This is a genomic window from Variovorax sp. Varisp46 (assembly GCF_059491885.1).
The window spans coordinates 1,669,769-1,685,916 of sequence record NZ_CP168515.1 but is presented as its reverse complement, the minus strand read 5'-3'; the positions used below and the strand labels follow the sequence as shown (position 1 = coordinate 1,685,916).

General features: G+C 66.9%; 14 protein-coding genes. 5 read left to right on the top strand and 9 right to left on the bottom strand.

Features of this window, described 5'->3' with window-relative positions; all coding sequences use genetic code 11:
* Positions 1 to 36 precede the first annotated feature (36 nt).
* The 3 genes from ACEN9N_RS07925 to ACEN9N_RS07915 form a co-directional block, all read right to left on the bottom strand.
* On the bottom strand, positions 37 to 1,560 hold the full coding sequence (locus tag ACEN9N_RS07925; protein ID WP_007837987.1) for a tripartite tricarboxylate transporter permease: 1,524 nt from the start codon (positions 1,558 to 1,560) through the stop codon (positions 37 to 39).
* Position 1,561: 1 nt separating this feature from the next.
* Positions 1,562 to 2,098 carry a tripartite tricarboxylate transporter TctB family protein gene (locus ACEN9N_RS07920; RefSeq protein WP_007837985.1) on the bottom strand — a complete coding sequence of 179 codons (537 nt, stop codon included), beginning with the start codon at positions 2,096 to 2,098 and terminating at the stop codon, positions 1,562 to 1,564.
* Between the two features lie 140 nt (positions 2,099 to 2,238).
* Positions 2,239 to 3,198 carry a tripartite tricarboxylate transporter substrate binding protein gene (locus tag ACEN9N_RS07915; protein ID WP_007836847.1) on the bottom strand — a complete coding sequence of 320 codons (960 nt, stop codon included), beginning with the start codon at positions 3,196 to 3,198 and terminating at the stop codon, positions 2,239 to 2,241.
* 136 nt (positions 3,199 to 3,334) lie between these two features.
* Here ACEN9N_RS07915 and ACEN9N_RS07910 point away from each other — a divergent pair, with 136 nt between their 5' ends.
* From ACEN9N_RS07910 to ACEN9N_RS07895, 4 genes are read left to right on the top strand one after another with little or no spacing between them, the layout of a single operon-like run.
* On the top strand, positions 3,335 to 4,018 hold the full coding sequence (locus tag ACEN9N_RS07910) for a response regulator (RefSeq protein WP_495655817.1): 684 nt from the start codon (positions 3,335 to 3,337) through the stop codon (positions 4,016 to 4,018).
* A complete protein-coding gene (locus ACEN9N_RS07905) occupies positions 4,015 to 5,445 on the top strand; it encodes a sensor histidine kinase (RefSeq protein ID WP_007836849.1) in 1,431 nt (476 codons plus the stop codon). Before ACEN9N_RS07910 ends, ACEN9N_RS07905 begins: the two co-directional genes overlap by 4 nt.
* A 19-nt stretch (positions 5,446 to 5,464) precedes the next feature.
* The gene (locus ACEN9N_RS07900) at positions 5,465 to 5,902 is read left to right on the top strand and encodes an RNA-binding S4 domain-containing protein (protein WP_495655816.1); all 438 of its coding nucleotides are present in this window, start codon (positions 5,465 to 5,467) and stop codon (positions 5,900 to 5,902) included.
* 47 nt (positions 5,903 to 5,949) lie between these two features.
* Entirely contained in the window at positions 5,950 to 6,756 is an 807-nt protein-coding gene (locus ACEN9N_RS07895; RefSeq protein WP_007836853.1) for a PPK2 family polyphosphate kinase, read from the top strand.
* 31 nt (positions 6,757 to 6,787) lie between these two features.
* On the opposite strand, the gene ACEN9N_RS07890 is transcribed toward ACEN9N_RS07895, so the two are convergent.
* A complete protein-coding gene (locus ACEN9N_RS07890; RefSeq protein ID WP_007836854.1) occupies positions 6,788 to 7,456 on the bottom strand; it encodes a hypothetical protein in 669 nt (222 codons plus the stop codon).
* Positions 7,457 to 7,631: 175 nt separating this feature from the next.
* On the opposite strand from ACEN9N_RS07890, the gene ACEN9N_RS07885 reads away from it, so the two are divergent.
* A complete protein-coding gene (locus ACEN9N_RS07885) occupies positions 7,632 to 9,575 on the top strand; it encodes a sensor histidine kinase (protein WP_495655815.1) in 1,944 nt (647 codons plus the stop codon).
* Positions 9,576 to 9,609: 34 nt separating this feature from the next.
* On the opposite strand, the gene ACEN9N_RS07880 is transcribed toward ACEN9N_RS07885, so the two are convergent.
* The 5 genes from ACEN9N_RS07880 to ACEN9N_RS07860 all read right to left on the bottom strand — a co-directional run bounded on the left by ACEN9N_RS07880 (position 9,610) and on the right by ACEN9N_RS07860 (position 16,122).
* Positions 9,610 to 9,957 carry a hypothetical protein gene (locus ACEN9N_RS07880; protein ID WP_007836859.1) on the bottom strand — a complete coding sequence of 116 codons (348 nt, stop codon included), beginning with the start codon at positions 9,955 to 9,957 and terminating at the stop codon, positions 9,610 to 9,612.
* Positions 9,958 to 10,121: 164 nt separating this feature from the next.
* On the bottom strand, positions 10,122 to 11,027 hold the full coding sequence (locus ACEN9N_RS07875; protein WP_495655814.1) for a LysR family transcriptional regulator: 906 nt from the start codon (positions 11,025 to 11,027) through the stop codon (positions 10,122 to 10,124).
* A gap of 65 nt (positions 11,028 to 11,092) precedes the next feature.
* Complete coding sequence (locus ACEN9N_RS07870; protein ID WP_495655813.1) at positions 11,093 to 11,899, bottom strand: oxidoreductase; 807 nt, start codon at positions 11,897 to 11,899, stop codon at positions 11,093 to 11,095.
* A 39-nt stretch (positions 11,900 to 11,938) separates the two neighbouring features.
* Positions 11,939 to 15,016, bottom strand: coding sequence for an efflux RND transporter permease subunit (locus tag ACEN9N_RS07865; RefSeq protein ID WP_413335202.1), 3,078 nt, complete (start codon positions 15,014 to 15,016; stop codon positions 11,939 to 11,941).
* Complete coding sequence (locus ACEN9N_RS07860) at positions 15,013 to 16,122, bottom strand: efflux RND transporter periplasmic adaptor subunit (RefSeq protein WP_413315430.1); 1,110 nt, start codon at positions 16,120 to 16,122, stop codon at positions 15,013 to 15,015. The genes ACEN9N_RS07865 and ACEN9N_RS07860 overlap by 4 nt, the downstream gene beginning before the upstream one ends.
* Positions 16,123 to 16,148: the final 26 nt, after the last annotated feature.

Below are 16,148 nucleotides of genomic sequence, written 5' to 3'. Positions count from 1 at the left end.
TTTTTTTGCCCGGGCTCGGGCGAGCCCCGAGGAGCGTCAGGCGTCCAGCTGTGCCAGCCGCTTCAGCTTGCGTTCGCTCATGCGCTTGGCAAGGCGCGGCAGCACCAGCACGGCCACCACGATGACGACCAGCGCGATCGACATCGGGCGCTGGAAGAACACCGACGCACTCCCCTCGCCGATCGACATGGCGTTGCGCAGCTGCGCTTCGGCCAGCGGGCCCAGGATCATGCCGACCACCACGGGCGCGGTCGGGAAGTCGAAGCGGCGCATCACCACGCCCAGCAGGCCGATGGCATACAGCAGGAACAGGTCGAACGCGCTCTGGCGCATGCCGTAGGCGCCCACCGTCGCGAAAATCAGGATGCCGGCGTACAGCTGGGGCTTCGGAATCTTCAGCAGCTTGACCCACAGGCCGACCATCGGCAGGTTCAGCACCAGCAGCATCACGTTGCCGATGTACAGCGATGCGATCAGCGCCCACACCAGCGCAGCGGAGGTGGTGAACAGCTGCGGACCCGGCTGGATACCGTAGTTCTGGAACGCGCCCAGCAGGATGGCGGTGGTGTTCGAGGTCGGAATGCCCAGCGTGAGCAGCGGGATCAGCGCGGCCGTCACCGTGGCGTTGTTGGCGGCCTCGGGGCCGGCCACGCCTTCAATGGCGCCAGTGGTGCCGAACTCGGCCTTGGCGTCCTTGTCCTTGGCGAGCTTCTTCTCGGTCGCATAGCTCAGGAAAGTCGGGATCTCCGTGCCGCCGGCCGGGATGCAGCCGAACGGCGTGCCGATGGCGGTGCCGCGCAGCCAGGCGGGAATGGAGCGCTTCCAGTCGCGCTTGCTCATGTGCACGCGGCTGAGCTTGTTCTGGCCTTCGACCACGCGGCCTTCGTACAGCACGGCGTACAGCACCTCGGCCACGGCGAACAGGCCCACGGCCACCAGCACGATCTCGATGCCGTCGAGCAGTTCGGGCACGCCACCGGTATAGCGGCCCTGGCCCGAGATCTGGTCAAGGCCGACGCAACCCGCGGCGAGGCCGACGAACAGCGCCGTCATGCCGCGCAGCGTGCTCTTGCCGAGCACCGCGCTTACCGTGGTGAAGGCCAGCAGCATCAACATGAAATACTCGGGCGGCCCGAGCTTGACCGCGAAGTCGGCCACGAAGGGCGCGAACAGCGTGACGATGACGGTGGCGATGGTGCCGGCCACGAACGAGCCGATGGCGGCCGTGGCAAGCGCTGCGCCCGCGCGGCCGCTCTTGGCCATCTTGTTGCCCTCCATCGCCGTCACCATGCTGGCGGTTTCGCCGGGCGTGTTCAGCAGGATGGAGGTGGTCGAGCCGCCGTACATGGCGCCGTAGTAGATGCCCGAGAAGAAGATCATCGAGGCCGTGATGTCGACCTTGCCGGTGATGGGCAGCAGCATGGCCACCGCCACGGCCGGGCCGATGCCGGGCAGCACGCCCACGGCCGTGCCCAGGGCGCAGCCGACCAGGCACCACAGCAGGTTGACGGGGGTGATGGCGGCGGCGAAGCCCGCCATGAGTGCGTTGAAGATATCCATGTCAGATCCACCCGGTGTTGGTGAGGCCAGGCAGGTTGATGGCCAGGAATTGCGTGAACATCCAGAACACCGGGGCCGAGATCAGCGCGCCGGTGACGAAGTCGACGAGCCAGGTGCGCGGCGAGTTGACGCCGCCCTGCCCGCTCGCGCGGCGCAGGCCCTGCACCGCGAGCACGTAGCACATCGTGCAGCTCAGGATGAAGCCGAGCGTGGTGATGAGCGCGGCGTTGAGCAGCAGCCCCGCCGACACCCAGACGAAACCGGGCCAGTAGGCATGCTCGGCGCCAGTAGGCGCGTCGAGCTCGCGGAAGCCGCCGGTGCGCGCCTCCCACAGGATCCAGGCGCCGCACAGCACGAGCACCACGGACACGAGCCAGGGCAGGAAGTTGGGGCCGACGCCGCCATAACCGGCTTCGGAAGAAATGCCGATCGCGCCGAAGGCCAGCGCGAGGCCGGTCAGCAGCACGCCGGCGCCGACCAGGGTTTGCGGCCACGTGGCCGAGGGTTGCGGCGAGGCCGAGGAGTCTGGAGTTGTCATTTTTTGCTCCCGCAGTCGGGGGGAAGAGAGCCCCTTCGGGGAACACCGAGGAACCGGCTTTGCCGGGCCTCAGGTGTTGCCCCCGGCAGGGGGAAGGCGCGCGCGACACGAAGTGCGCGCAGCCTGGGGGTGAACCTTGTTCAGACCATGCCGGACTTCGCCATGATGGCCCGGAGGCTCGCGAAGTCGTCATCGACGAACTTGGCGAAGGCGTCGCCCGAGAGCACCGCCGGCGTCCAGTCGTTCTTCTTGAGCGACTCGGCCCACGACGGGCTCTTCATCGCAGCCAGCACCATGTCGGTCAGCGCCTTGCGCTGCTCGGCCGAGATGCCGGGCGCGCCGTACACGCCGCGCCAGTTGCCGATCTCGACGTCGATGCCCTGCTCCTTCAGCGTGGGCACGTTGATGCCCGGCAGGCGCTGCGCGGAGGTGACGGCAATGGCCTTCATCTTGCCGGCGGCGATGTATTCGGCGAATTCGCTGTAGCCGCTGCCGCCGACGGTGACGTTGCCGCCCAGGACGGCGGCGGTGGCTTCACCGCCGCCACGGAAGGCGACGTAGTTGATCTTGGACGGATCTGCGCCCACCTTCTGCGCGATCATGGCCGCGGCGATGTGCTCGGTGGAGCCGCGCGAACCGCCGCCCCACTTGACGCTGCCCGGGTCCTTCTTGAGCTGGTCGACCACGTCCTTCATGCTCTTGAGCGGCGAGTTGGCCGGCAGCACGAACACGTTGTACTCGGTCGTCAGGCGGGCGATGGGCGTGGCCTGCGACAGGTTGACCGGCGGCTTGCCTGTGATGATGCCGCCCAGCATGACCGAGCCCATGACCATCAGCGCGTTCGCATCGCCCTTGGAGCCGTTCACGAACTGGGCCAGGCCCAGCGCGCCGGCGGCGCCGCCCTTGTTGTCGTAGGTGACGGTGTCGGCCACCTTGGCTTCGGTCATGGCCTTGCCCAGTGCGCGGCCGGTGGTGTCCCAGCCGCCGCCGGGGTTGGCGGGAATCATCATCTTGACGTTGGCGGCCGCCAGGGCCGACAGTGGCAGGGCACCGGTGGCGGCCAGCGCGGCCAATGACTTCAGAAAGGTGTCGCGACGCATGCGTGTCTCCTGGAATTGGAAGGAACTTGAAAGGAAGCTGACTTTTAGCTGAGCGCTATCATGCGCCGCCCCGCTGTCAGTTGGCTGTCCGCCAGACTGGGGAAAACACCAAAGTACCCATCCCTGCCGCCACCGTATGAAGCTGCTGCTGGTCGAAGACGATCCCTCGATGCAAATCACCCTGCAGCGCACCCTCGGGCGCCGCTGGATCGATGTGCGCGTCTGCGGCGACGGGGCCGAGGCCGTCGCCCAGTGGCGCGCCATCGAGCCCGACGTGGTCGCCCTCGACCTGAGCCTGCCCAACCTCGACGGCCTGCAGGTGCTGGCCCAGGCCCGCGCCGAAGGCTTGCGCACACCGGTGCTGCTGCTGACCGCGCGCGGCACGGTCGGCGACCGCATCGTCGGCCTCAACGCCGGCGCCGACGACTACCTGCCCAAGCCCTTCGACCTCGACGAGCTGGAAGCCCGCATCCGCGCGCTGCGCCGGCGCAGCCACGGCGTCGCGGGGCAGGACGCCGGACTCAACCCGCAGGAGATCGGCGGGCTGCGCTTCGAGCCCGACAACGGCGCCATCTACAACCGCGCCGAGCTGCTCGAACTCACGCCGCGCGAGCTGGCGCTGCTGAAGGCGCTGATGATGAAGCCCGGCCACGCCGTGACCAAGGAGCGCCTGTTCGAGCTGGTGTTCCCGGGCGAGGCCGACGTGCAGTACGAAGCCATCGAGGTGGTGGTGTACCGCCTGCGCAAGAAGCTCGTGGGCACCGGCGCCGTGCTGATGACGATGCGCGGGCTGGGCTACCTGCTGCGCCCGGAAACATGACCCGCGTTTCCTCGCTTCGCGCGCGGCTGCTGCTCGGCATCCTCGCGCCGATTGCGGTGTTCATCGTGATCAACAGCGTGAGCCTGTACCGCCAGAGCCTCGCGGCCGCCACCACGGCCTATGACCGCACATTGCTCGCGTCCGCCAAGACCATCGGCGAACAGCTCGACGTGGAGGGCTACGAAGACATGGCGCGGCTGCGGGCCATCGTGCCCTACTCCGCACTGGAGGCCTTCGAGGCCGACAACCGCAGCCGGCTGTTCTACCGAGTCTCGGCGCTCGACGGCAAGCTGATCTCGGGCTTTGCGGAACTGCCCTTCTGGCGCGGCCGCATTCCGGACCGCGGCGCGTATGCGGCGCTGGTCGACTTCTACGACGCGCAATTCCGCAACCAGCCGGTGCGGGTCGCCGTGCTGCTGCAGCCGGTGGCGAGCGCCACCGGCCGCGGCATGGCCGTGGTGCAGGTGGCCGAGACGCTGGAGCTGCGCGAAACCCTGGTGCGCAAGCTGCTGCTCGACATGCTGTGGCGCCAGCTGCTGCTGATGGGCGTGATCGCGCTGGTCACGGTGTTCGTCGTGCAGCGCGCCACGCGGCCGGTGCGCGAGCTGGGCGAAGCCATCGAGAAGCGCCCGGCCGACGACCTCTCGCCCATCGACGCGCCCGATGCCCCGCGCGAGCTGCGCCCGCTGATCGACGCCACCACGCAAGTGATGGGCCGGCTGCAGCGGCTGCTCGACCACCAGAAGCGCTTCGTGCGCGACAGCGCCCACCAGTTGCGCACGCCGCTGGCCGTGCTGAAGGCCCAGGTGCAGTCGGCGCGGCGCGGCGACGTCGCTCCCGAGCAGGCGTTCGGCGAGATCAGCCACACGGTGGAGCGTGCGACCACGCTTGCCAACCAGATGCTGTCGCTTGCCAAGGTGGAGCAGCTGCGCCAGCAGCCGGAATCGGTGACGCTCGACTTCGGCGAGGTGGCCCGGCAGATCGCGCTCGACCTGTCGCCGCTGGTGGCCGACAAGGCGCTCGACTTCGAGCTCGCCATCGACGAGCCAGTGCCGGTGCGCGCCCACCACTGGATGCTGCAGGAACTCACGCGCAACCTGCTGCACAACGCGATCAAGCAGAGCCCCGTGGGCGCTGCACTGTCGGTCTCGGTGCGCGCCGAGGGCGAGGACGCGGTGCTCACCGTGCGCGATTGCGGCCCCGGCATCTCGTCCGAGCTGCGGCAGCGCCTGTTCGCGCCCTTCTCCGCCGGCAGCGCGTCGAGCGGCTCGGGGCTGGGCCTGGCGATCTGCCGCGAGATCGTGCTGGCGCTCGGCGGACGCATCAGCCTCGACAACCGCAGCGAGCCGGACGCGCAGAGCGGGGCCGAACAGGTGATCGGGCTGGACGCGGTCGTGCATCTGCCGCTGTCGGGGCACAATTCCTGACACCCACTCTTCGACATCCATGGACCGTCTGCGCATCGACAAATGGCTCTGGGCCGCCCGCTTCTTCAAGACGCGCTCGCTGGCCGCGGAGGAAATCGGCAAGAACCGCGTGCAGGTGAACGGCGACGTCGCCAAGGCCTCGCGCGAAGTCAAGCCCGGCGACACCGTGGCCATGCGCATGGGCCCGCTGACGCGGACCGTGACGGTGCGCGGCCTCAGTGGCCAGCGCGGGCCGGCGCCGGTGGCGCAGCAGCTCTACGAGGAAACCGCCGAGAGCCTCGCGGCGCAGGCCGCCTTCCGGGAGCAGCGCCGCGCGGGCACCGAGACGGCCCTGGCCATCGAACAGGGCCGCCCCACCAAGCGCGACCGGCGCGAACTCGACGGCGCCGCGCGCCAGCATGCCGAATGGGACGACCGCTGGAGCGCCTCCCTGCCCCCCGAAGACGACGAGCGCTGATCGATCGCGTACGCTGTCGGCTCTTTTTCTTCACGGAGTCCCGCTTCATGGCCAGCTTCAAGAAATACCGCGCCGGCGGCAAGTTCAGGCTCTCGCACATCGACCCCGACGACACGTCGTTCTGCCATGGGGACGAGGCCTTGCAGCGCGCGGAACTCGACGCACTGGCCGTCGAGCTCGACGAGTTGCAGGACGTGCTGCACGCCGAGGGGCGGCGCAAGCTGCTGCTGGTGCTGCAGGGCATGGACACCAGCGGCAAGGACGGCACCGTGCGCTGGGTGTTCTCGCGCACCTCGCCGCTGGGCGTGCGCGTGACGGCCTTCAAGGCACCGAACGACGAGGAACGCGCACACGACTACCTCTGGCGCTGCCATGCCGCCGTGCCGCGCATCGGCGAGATCATGGTGTGGAACCGCAGCCACTACGAAGACGTGCTGGTGCCCGTGGTCGAGGGCTGGATCGACAAGGCCGAGGCGAAACGCCGCTACGCTCAGATCAACGACTTCGAGCGGCTGCTCACCGAAACCGGCACGGTGATCGTCAAGTGCATGCTGCACATCGACAAGGACGAGCAACGGGAGCGCCTGCAGGCCCGGATCGATACGCTCGGCAAGCAATGGAAGTTCAGCATGGACGACCTCGCGGTGCGCACCAAGTGGAGCGCCTACCAGCAGGCCTACGAGACCGCGCTGGGCGCCACATCGACCGATCACGCGCCTTGGTACGTGGTGCCCGCCAACAGCAAGCGGCATCGCAACGTGATGATCGCGCAGCTGCTGGTGAAGACGATGCGGCAGATGAAGCTCAAGCCGCCGCCGCCGGACCCGGCGCTCAAGGGAATGATCGTCAAGTGAGCTTGCCGGCCCCGCGCGGGGCCGTCGAGGCTCAGGAGCGGCGGGTGGGTGCCTGCGCCAGCACGCGGCACTGGCCGAACTCGCAACGCACGGCCCAGGTTCCGCCGTTGTCGCAGGGCACGTTGTAGTTCTCGTAGCCGGGGCCCTTGGCCGTGAGCTCCGCGCGCGGCTGCAGGTTGCAGCGGCCGGCCTTGGCGAGCGTCTCGACGTTATAGGTGTCGACGCCGGTACGGCGGGGCTTCGCAATGACGCCCGGGGTGAAGGTGTTGCCGTAGAACGATTCGCGCACGTTGGGGTCGAGGTTGCGATAGCCGCGCTTGGCCATGCAATGCACGATGGCGACCTGCTGGTGCTCGGCGATCAGTTCTGCATCGGGGCGGCCGTTCCAGTCGATGACGGCGGCGGTGATGCCGGTGTAGGAGGCTGCGGCGACGATGCCCTGCCCGTACACCGTGATCAGCCCGACGCCCAGCGCACCCCACATGGCGTCGCCGGTTTCGCTGCGGGCCGTGATGCGGGTCGATGCCGTGCGGCATGCCGCCACGTCGTTGTCGTAGCGCGCCTTGTCCACGCCCTCCATGGCGACCATGGGCACATAGGAAGTGCCTGTGCCCGTTCCGGGTTCGGTGGGTGTGGGCGGTGCGCTGGCGCAACCGGCCAGGCTCACGGCGGCGAACACAATGCTCAGCAGCAGCTTCATGCAATCCCTCGTCTTCTTCGCGATAGTTGCGGGGATTTAACCATACATATAGTTACTCCTGAATCACCTTGTCGTGAATGCACGACGGCGCACGTCTCGAAGTTGGATTACAAAATGAGAAAATAGGTTACATCTCGTTCGCGTCGGTTCTGAACGCTGCCCATCCGAACTCCCCTTGACCTACCGTCCCGCGCCCTTCTTCGCCAACGTGGTGCTCGTCGTTTCGATGGCATTGCTGGGCGTCATTGGTGTCTTGCTGGCCGGAACGGTCGGCTCGCAGCAGTCCCATGCGCTGTTGCACCTCACGCGGGCCGACTGGCAGGTCGACGACGCGCCTGGCTTCAGCAATCCAGCGCCTCTTCAGGACAGCAGCGCCCTGCCGAACACCTGGAAGCAGCTCGAACTGCCCCTCGCCCTCCCCATCGCGCTGCTGCGACAGGCAGAGGCCACTTCCACAAGGACGACGCGAACGACCTGGATCAGGCTGTCCGTGCGCGGCCTGCCGCCCAACCCCGGGCCGCTTGCGCTGTATGGCATCCGGATCAAGACCGACGGCACCATCGCGGTCTACGCCGATGGCCATCTGGTCCACCGGGCGCAGCAGTCGGGTCCGCTATGGAACAGCACCCGCACTCCGCTGTGGGTCCAGCTGGACGACGGCGCCGGCAGCAAGCCGCCCAGCGAGATCCTCCTGCGCCTGGAGCACACCCGGGGCGCCCAGGTGGCGCTGTCGTCGCTGTGGATCGGCCCCATCGACGCGCTGAGAGGCCGCTACGGCATGCGCCAGTGGCTGCAGCAGGAGCTGCCGGCACTGCTCAGTGCGGCCTTCATGGCCGTGGGCGTGTTCGCACTGTTCGTGTGGTTCAGGCGCCGCGACGAAACGGGCTACCTGCTGTTCTTCAACCTCTCGGCCACCTCTTTCATGCGGGGGCTGCATTTCTACGTAAGCCTGCCGATCGCGAACGACTGGTTCGCCTGGCTGACCGTCAACTCGCTTTTCTGGCTGGTGATGATCGTGCACTTCTTCCTGCGCCAATTGCACGGCCGGCAGCTCAAAGGGCTGACCTGCGGCGTGGTCGTGACAACCACCGCCATCGGCATCGCCACGATGCCCGGCCTGTCCATCGTGCAGAACACTCCCCGCGTGACGCCGCTGATCTACGCGGTCGCGGCACTGCTGGGCGCGGCGGTCTGCCTTGTGGGCGGCGTCAGCGCATGGCGCCGCTCCAACGAAGGCCGGCTGGTGGCGATAGGGATCGGCATCTGCGTGCTGCTGGGCCTGACCGACTGGCTGCTGCAGAACAACTTCATCAGCCCCGAAGGCTGGTACATGGGGGCGTACACCAACGCCGTCACCTTCAGCGTATTCGGCGTGCTGATGTACCGCCGCTACATGCATGCCATCGGCGAAGTCGAGCAGCTCAACGCGAGCCTTGCGCAGCGCCTGCAGAAGCGCGAGGCCGAACTCGAGCTGAGCCACCAGCGGCTGCGCGAGGTCGAGCGCCTGCAGACCATCAGCGATGAGCGCCAGCGCCTGATGCAGGACATGCACGACGGGCTCGGCTCTTCACTGATCAGCGCGATCCGCTCGGTCGAGAGCGGCGGCATGAGCGACGACAAGGTCTCGCAGATCCTCAAAAGCTGCCTGGACGACCTGAGGCTCGCGCTCGACTCCCTGGAGCCGGTCGAGGCCGACCTGCTGCTGCTGCTGGCCACGCTGCGCTACCGGCTGGAGCCGCGGCTCGAAGGCACCGGTGTTTCGCTGCGATGGGAAGTGCAGGAGTTGCCGGCCCTGGGCTGGCTCGATCCCTCGAGCGCGCTGCACATCCTGCGCATCGTGCAGGAAAGCATCTCGAACATCCTGCGGCACACGCGCGCTACGGAGATACGCGTTGGCACCTCGCTGGAGGGCGCGGGTGTGCAGGTGACGATCGAGGACAACGGTCAGGGCTTCGACGTCCAGAAGGTGATGGCCAATCCGTCCGCATCCGGACGGGGCCTGCAGAACCAGCGGCGGCGGGCGCAGGCGATCAAGGCCGTGGTCCGTTGGGAATCGAAGCCGACGGGAACGCGGTTCGTGCTGTGGCTGCCGCTGCAGCGGGAGCCACACGCGGCATGACGTTTCAGGACAACGGAATCCACTGACCGCACTCCTACTTCGCCGCGTTCACCAGCTGCGGCCGACTCTGGTACTGGGAGGGAATGGCATCCCTGTAGTAGGCCTTGCCGGTGAGATTCTGGTTGGCGGAATGGGCTTCCTTGACTGCTTCGGCATTGACGACATCCCGGGACTTTGAAGACCCGAGCGGTGCGATGACTCCGCTCGATGCCGATTCCCTGTAAAGATCTTCCTTCTGCGCGACGGTTGCGGCCTCTGCGTCGACGTCTGCCCGGGAGCGAACGCTGGAACTTTGAAGCACGCCGTCATAGGTTTCCGCCTGGGCGGCTGAAGCGAAAATAAGCGCAAGAATGGCGCCTTGAACAATTTGAATTTTCTTCATATCGGTCCTTGAGAGTTGAGTGTCGATCCTTGCTCGGCTCAAACTTTCATTGCTCTGAAATTTGTTGCCGCGTATGCGATTTTCTGGCGCCTTCCCGCCATCTTGATACGCGCATGCAGCAACGTCGTGTCTTCAAGGCGGAAACTTCGCTCCCCCGTCTTGGCTCAAGTTCTGTGCGGAGACCGCAGAGGATTGATCCGGTCCTCGAGAAAGCTCAGAAAGGCGCGCTGGACCGCGGTACTGTGTCGCCGCTGCAGATAGACCGCCGAGAGCCACATGTCGCTGCGAACGAACTCCGTCAATGCCGGGACGAGGCGACCGCTCTCGATGTACGGCCTCAGCATCACCGACGGCAGGTACAGGACGCCCGCGCCCCGCAACGCGGCCTGAATCAACGGCCCGGCTTCCGTCGCGTCCAGTCGGCCGCGCACCGCAACCTCCAATGGTTCTCCGTCCACTTGAAATCGCCACTTCGATAGGGGGTTCAGATGGATGCTTACCAGCGCATCGTGATTCGCAAGATCGCCGGGGTGCATTGGAATTCCCCGGTTTTTCCAGTACATCGGAGACGCGCACACCGCCAAATCCATCAGAAGCAACTTGCGGACGATGAGGTTCTCGTTCGCAGTCGGCCCGAAACGCAAGGCTATGTCGATCCCTTCCGCCGCCAGATCGACCTGGCGATTGGTCAGAACAAGGCTTACGCTGACCTCCGGATAGTGGCCCAGGAAAGTATTGACCAGCGCCGGAAGCTCCGTCTGATCGATACCATGCGGTGCGGAGATACGCAGGCGCCCGCTGGGCGTCAGCGCTCGTTCCTGGAGTTCCGCGCGCGTTATGTCGGCCAGCTCCAACATGGGCTTGCTTCTTTCGAGCAGCAACACGCCGGCATCTGTAAGACTGACAGCGTGGCTGTTCCTGTTCAGCAGCCGGACACCGAAACGCCCCTCGAGTGTCGCGATGTATTTGCTCACGGTTCCTCTCGACATCTCCAGATGCTCGGCGGCGCGCGAGAAGCTGCCTGAAACTGCAACCTCGCTGAAGGTTCGCAAAAGATCCAAGCTATCCAAAGCATCTCCTTTCTTGCAAGACTTCGCGTGGGATCGGCCGTTGGCCGATCCGCCTCGTCGATGCTTCAGGCGAGTCCGAGTTTCTTTCTCAAGCTCGCATCGACAGGACCAGCCGGCATGAAGCGGCGCAATTTGCTCAGCACGGATGCCTGGCCCGGTGGAGTCCAGCGCATGCGCCACGCGCCAAGCGCCGCTTCGACGATCGTGTTTGCCACGCCATCGGGTTCGGGTGCACCGTTGACGCTGCTGGCGATGGAGCGCGCTACGAGGTCGCGTTCGCGGCCATAGGCCGCGATCTTTGACTTTGCATGCGGCGAATTGATATCCAGGTTGGTCTTGGTGTAAGACGGCTCGACCAGCGTGACGCGCACGCCGAACTGGCGAACCTCATGGTCCAGCGTTTCGGACAGCCCCTCCACGGCATGCTTGGACGCCGAGTAGAGCCCCATGTACGGAGCTGGAAGAAAGCCGAGCACCGAACTGATGTTGACGATCCTTCCGCGATGCTGTGCCCGCATGTGCGGGAGCACGGCCTGGGCCGTGCGCAGGATGCCGAGCACATTGGTATCGAGCAGCGCTGCGGCCTCGGCCGTCGCGGTCTCCTCCACCGCGCCGATCATCGTCGTTCCCGCGCTGTTGACGAGCACGTCGATGCGCGCGGCCCGGTCGATGATGGATCGGACCGCGCCCTGGACAGAAGCTTCGTCGCGCACATCCATCTCGACAAGCTCGACGCCGGGCAATGCGGGCGCTTTCGCGAGGTTGCGCACAGTGCCGAATACCTGGCAACCCCGCTCGGCAAACTTCTGTGCGGCGGCGCGTCCGATGCCCGACGACACGCCGGTGACCACGACCACTGTTGAATTCGACATTGCTGTTCCTCGATACAGGTGAATGGGATGAAGAGCGGATCAGTGCGCAGGCCGGCTGCCGTGGCCGGGTCTGATCCTGAACCAGATGGAATACATGGCCGGCAGGAACACCAGCGTCAACACCGTTCCCGCCAAGGTGCCGCCGATCAGCGTGTAGGCGAGCGCTCCCCAGAACACCGAGTGGGTCAGGGGGATGAAGGCCAGGATCGCGGCGAGCGCCGTCAGGATCACCGGCCGTGCACGCTGCACGGTGGCTTCGACGACCGAACGGAAGGGGTCCAGTCCCTCCTCCTGGTTGTGGTGGATCTGCCCGATCAGGATCAGCGTGTTGCGCATCAGGATGCCCGACAGCGCAATGAGGCCGACCAGTGCATTGATGCCGAATGGCTCCCGGAAAAGAATCAGGGTGGGAACCACGCCGATCAGACCCAGCGGGCTGGTCAGGAAGACCATGACCATCGCGGAGAGGGAGCGCACCTGCAGGATGATGATGAGCAGCGTGACCGCCAGCATGATCGGGAACAGCGGCAGCATGGCCTTGGTCGCCTTGCCCGACTCCTCGATGGAGCCGGCCTCCTCGATGCGGTAGCCCGCCGGCAGCTTGTCCATGATGGGCTGCAGTTGCCGGGTGATGGCCGTCGACACGTCCGGCGGCTGCAAGCCATCGGCGATGTCGCCATGGACGGTGATCGTGGGCATGCGGTCGCGCCGTCGCATGACCGGCTCTTCCATGCGCACGTCGACCTCGCCCACTTGCGACAGCGGAATGCGTTGCCCGTTGGCGCCGGACAGCGTGAAGTCCGCGATCCTCGCCGGATCGAGCCGGGTGGCGCCGGCCGAGCGGGCCACGACCTGCACCGTGCGAATGTCCTCGCGCACCGCGGTGACAGGCACGCCGCTCAGGAAGAACTGCAGCTGCTGCGCCACCGCGCTGGAACTCAGCCCCACGGCCTGCAGCCGGTCCTGGTGCAAGGTGAAGTGCAGCGTGGGCGTGCGCGTGCCCCAGTCGGTATTGACCGTGCGCATCGTCGGACTTGCATCCATGACCTGCTGCACTTCGGCCGCGATCTGGCGCAGCTTGTCCGGGTCCGGCCCCGAGACCCGATAGGCGACAGGGAACGGCGAATAGGGCCCGAACACGAGCTGGGTGACACGCAGGCGCGCCTCGGGGGCCAGGCCATCGGCGATCGCCTGGCGAAGCCGGTGCTTCAGCGCGTCGCGCTCTTCCTGGCTGCCCGTGCGCACCACGATCTTGGCGAAGGACGGATCGGGCAGCTCCGGACCCATCGCGAAGTAGAAGCGCGGCGCGCCCTGCCCGATGTAGGCCGTGACGATTTGCGCTTCTTTCTGCCTGGCCAGCCATGCCTCCACCCTCGCCGCGGCGTCGCTGGTCTGCGTGATCGACGTGCCATAGGGCATTTGCACCTCGACCAGGACCTCGGGCCGGTCGGAGATGGGGAAGAACTGCTTCTTGACCAGTCCCATGCCGAGGATGGCCGCGACGAAGAGGCCCACCACCGCGCCGGCGACCAGCCACTTGCGCGCAATGACGCGCCCGAGCACCGCGCGCAGGCGGTTGTAGCGCGGCGTGTCGTAGATGGCGGCATGGCCGCCCTCGACCTTCTTGAAATCGGGCAGCAGCTTGACACCCAGGTAGGGCGTGAAAACCACGGCGACGACCCAGGACGCGATCAGCGCGATGCCGACGATCCAGAACATGTTGCTGGTGTATTCGCCCGCGGTCGATGGCGCGAAGCCGTTGGGCATGAAGCCGACGGCCGTGACCAGCGTGCCCGAGAGCATCGGCGCCGCGGTATGGCTCCAGGCATAGGCGGACGCGGCGACGCGGCTGTAGCCCTCCTCCATCTTCACCACCATCATCTCGATGGCGATGATCGCGTCGTCCACCAGCAGGCCCAGCGCCAGGATCAGCGACCCCAGCGTGATGCGGTCGAAGTTCTTGGCGGTAGCGGCCATCACCACGAAGACGATCGCCAATGTCAGCGGCACGGCCGCGGCCACCACCAGGCCCGCGCGCCAGCCCATGCTCAGGAAGCTCACCAGCATCACCACCAGCAGCGCGGCAAAGAACTTGACCATGAACTCATCAACCGAGGCGCTGATGTTGACGGCCTGGTCCGTGACCTTGCTCAGGCTCATGCCCAGCGGCTGCTCGGCGTTGATGGCACCGACCTCGTGATCCAGCGCCTTGCCCAGGTCGAGCCCGTTCCAGCCTTCGCGCATGACAACGCCCAGCAGCAGGGCAGGCTCGCCGCCGTTGCGGATCATGAAGGTCGCCGGGTCTTCATAGCCGCGCTTGACGGTGGCGATGTCCGACAGCTTCAGGGTGCGGCCCTGTGCCACGACCGGCGTGTCGCGGATCTTCTGCAGCTCGTCGAAAGACCCGTCCAGGCGGATGAACACCTGGGGCCCCTTGGTTTCGACGGAGCCCGCCGGCGTCAGGGCATTCTGGCCATTGAGCGCGCCGAACACGTCCTGCGGACCGATACCCAAGGTTGCCAGGCGCTCGTGCGAGAACTCGACAAAGATGCGTTCGGATTGCTCGCCGGCGATGTTGACCTTCTTCACGCCCGGCACATGCAGGAGGCGCTGGCGCAGCGTCTCCGCGTCGCGCACCAGCAGGCGCTGCGCTTCGCCCTTGGCCTTGAGCGCGTACAGCGCGAAGGTGACGTCCGCATATTCGTCGTTGACCATCGGCCCGATCACGCCGGACGGAAGGTTGCCCGCCTCGTCGCCGACCTTCTTGCGAGCCTGGTAGAACTGCTCCTGCACCTGCGAAGGCGGCGTGCTGTCGAGCAGGGTCAAGGTCGTGAAGGCCAGGCCGGGCCGGGTGTAGGTCTCGGAGCGGTCGTACCAGCGCAGCTCCTGCAGGCGCTTCTCGATCTTCTCGGCCACCTGGTCCTGCATTTCCTGTGCGGTGGCGCCGGGCCAGGCGGTGATGATGGTCATCACCTTGACGGTGAAGGCAGGGTCTTCCGCGCGGCCCAGCTTGAAGAATGAGACAAGACCCGCGAGCGAGATCAGGAAGATCAGGAACAGGGTGACCGAGCGCTCGCGCACTGCGAGCGCCGACAGGTTGAAGCGGCCTTCGCTCACGGACGGGCTCCCTCCGCCGCAGCGGCCTGGCCCGCCACACGCACCTGCTCGCCTTCGCGCAGCAGGTGCGCGCCGAGCGCAACGATCCGGTCGCCTTGCTTGAGCGAGCCGGCAACGCGCGCACCATCGTCATCGAGGTGCTCGACCACGACGGGCCGCCAGCTGACCTTCGCCGGTTCACCGCTGATGATCCACACGCCCGGCCCCTTGCCCGCGTCGAACAGGGCGCCGATCGGCACCTGCAGGCCGCCTTGCGCGGCGGGAAGCCCGTCCGGGATCCGGATGGTGACCGTGGCCCCCAGCGGTGCATTGGCGAGCTCGCCCTTGAGCACATAACGCGCCTCGAAGGTGCGGGTCAGCCGGTCCGCGGCGTCTGAGAGTTGCCGCAGCGTGGTCGGCACCGTCACGCCCTCCTTGCCGAAGAGCGTGGCCTGCCCGGCGGAACCGACCGCCGGCCGCAGGGTTTCGGGCAACTGGACCACGGCTTCGCGCGGACCGGCTCGGGCCACGCGCACCACGGCCTGCCCAGCGCTCACGACCTGGCCGGGTTCGGCCAGCGTTTCCATGACGACGCCATCGCCGTCTGCCATGAGCTCGGTATAGCGGCTCGCGTTGCGGGCCACGTCGGCCTGGGCCTCGGCCGCGCTGAGCTGGGCTTTGGCGGCGTCCGCGGCCGCCTTGATCTGGTCGTAGGCCGAGGCCGAGATCGCGCCGGTGCCGCGCAGGTCGCGGTAGCGGGCTTCGTCCTCCGCCGTCTGCCGCGAGCGCGCCCGCGCCGCGGCGACTGCCTCCTGCTGCGCATGGGCCGCCAGATTCAGATCGGCGGGGTCGATGCGCATCAGCAACTGACCGCGTTTGACGGCCTGCCCCGCGTCCACGAGCCGCTCCAGCACCTTGCCGGAGACGCGAAAACCCAGGTCGCTCTGGACCCGGGCGGCTACGGTGCCGGTGAAGGCGCGCGATGCAGCGCCGGCCCCCTGGACGGAGGTGACGCGCACCTGCGGCGCCTGCGTGCGTGGATCGGAGGGCGTTGTTTCGCCGCAAGCGACCAACGCCAACGGCAATGCGCAGATGACTGCAGAAGTGGCAAGGCGGCGCCAGAGCATGAGAGTCCCAGTGACGAAGTGATCGG

What these genes read in the sequence shown, in the direction of transcription:
- ACEN9N_RS07915 (WP_007836847.1), bottom strand. Translation starts at nt 3,198, where the DNA reads ATGCGTCGCGACACCTTTCTGAAGTCATTGGCCGCGCTGGCCGCCACC.
- ACEN9N_RS07910 (WP_495655817.1), top strand. Translation starts at nt 3,335, where the DNA reads ATGAAGCTGCTGCTGGTCGAAGACGATCCCTCGATGCAAATCACCCTG.
- ACEN9N_RS07870 (WP_495655813.1), bottom strand. Translation starts at nt 11,899, where the DNA reads ATGTCGAATTCAACAGTGGTCGTGGTCACCGGCGTGTCGTCGGGCATC.
- ACEN9N_RS07900 (WP_495655816.1), top strand. Translation starts at nt 5,465, where the DNA reads ATGGACCGTCTGCGCATCGACAAATGGCTCTGGGCCGCCCGCTTCTTC.
- ACEN9N_RS07925 (WP_007837987.1), bottom strand. Translation starts at nt 1,560, where the DNA reads ATGGATATCTTCAACGCACTCATGGCGGGCTTCGCCGCCGCCATCACC.
- ACEN9N_RS07895 (WP_007836853.1), top strand. Translation starts at nt 5,950, where the DNA reads ATGGCCAGCTTCAAGAAATACCGCGCCGGCGGCAAGTTCAGGCTCTCG.
- ACEN9N_RS07905 (WP_007836849.1), top strand. Translation starts at nt 4,015, where the DNA reads ATGACCCGCGTTTCCTCGCTTCGCGCGCGGCTGCTGCTCGGCATCCTC.
- ACEN9N_RS07920 (WP_007837985.1), bottom strand. Translation starts at nt 2,098, where the DNA reads ATGACAACTCCAGACTCCTCGGCCTCGCCGCAACCCTCGGCCACGTGG.
- ACEN9N_RS07860 (WP_413315430.1), bottom strand. Translation starts at nt 16,122, where the DNA reads ATGCTCTGGCGCCGCCTTGCCACTTCTGCAGTCATCTGCGCATTGCCG.
- ACEN9N_RS07880 (WP_007836859.1), bottom strand. Translation starts at nt 9,957, where the DNA reads ATGAAGAAAATTCAAATTGTTCAAGGCGCCATTCTTGCGCTTATTTTC.
- ACEN9N_RS07890 (WP_007836854.1), bottom strand. Translation starts at nt 7,456, where the DNA reads ATGAAGCTGCTGCTGAGCATTGTGTTCGCCGCCGTGAGCCTGGCCGGT.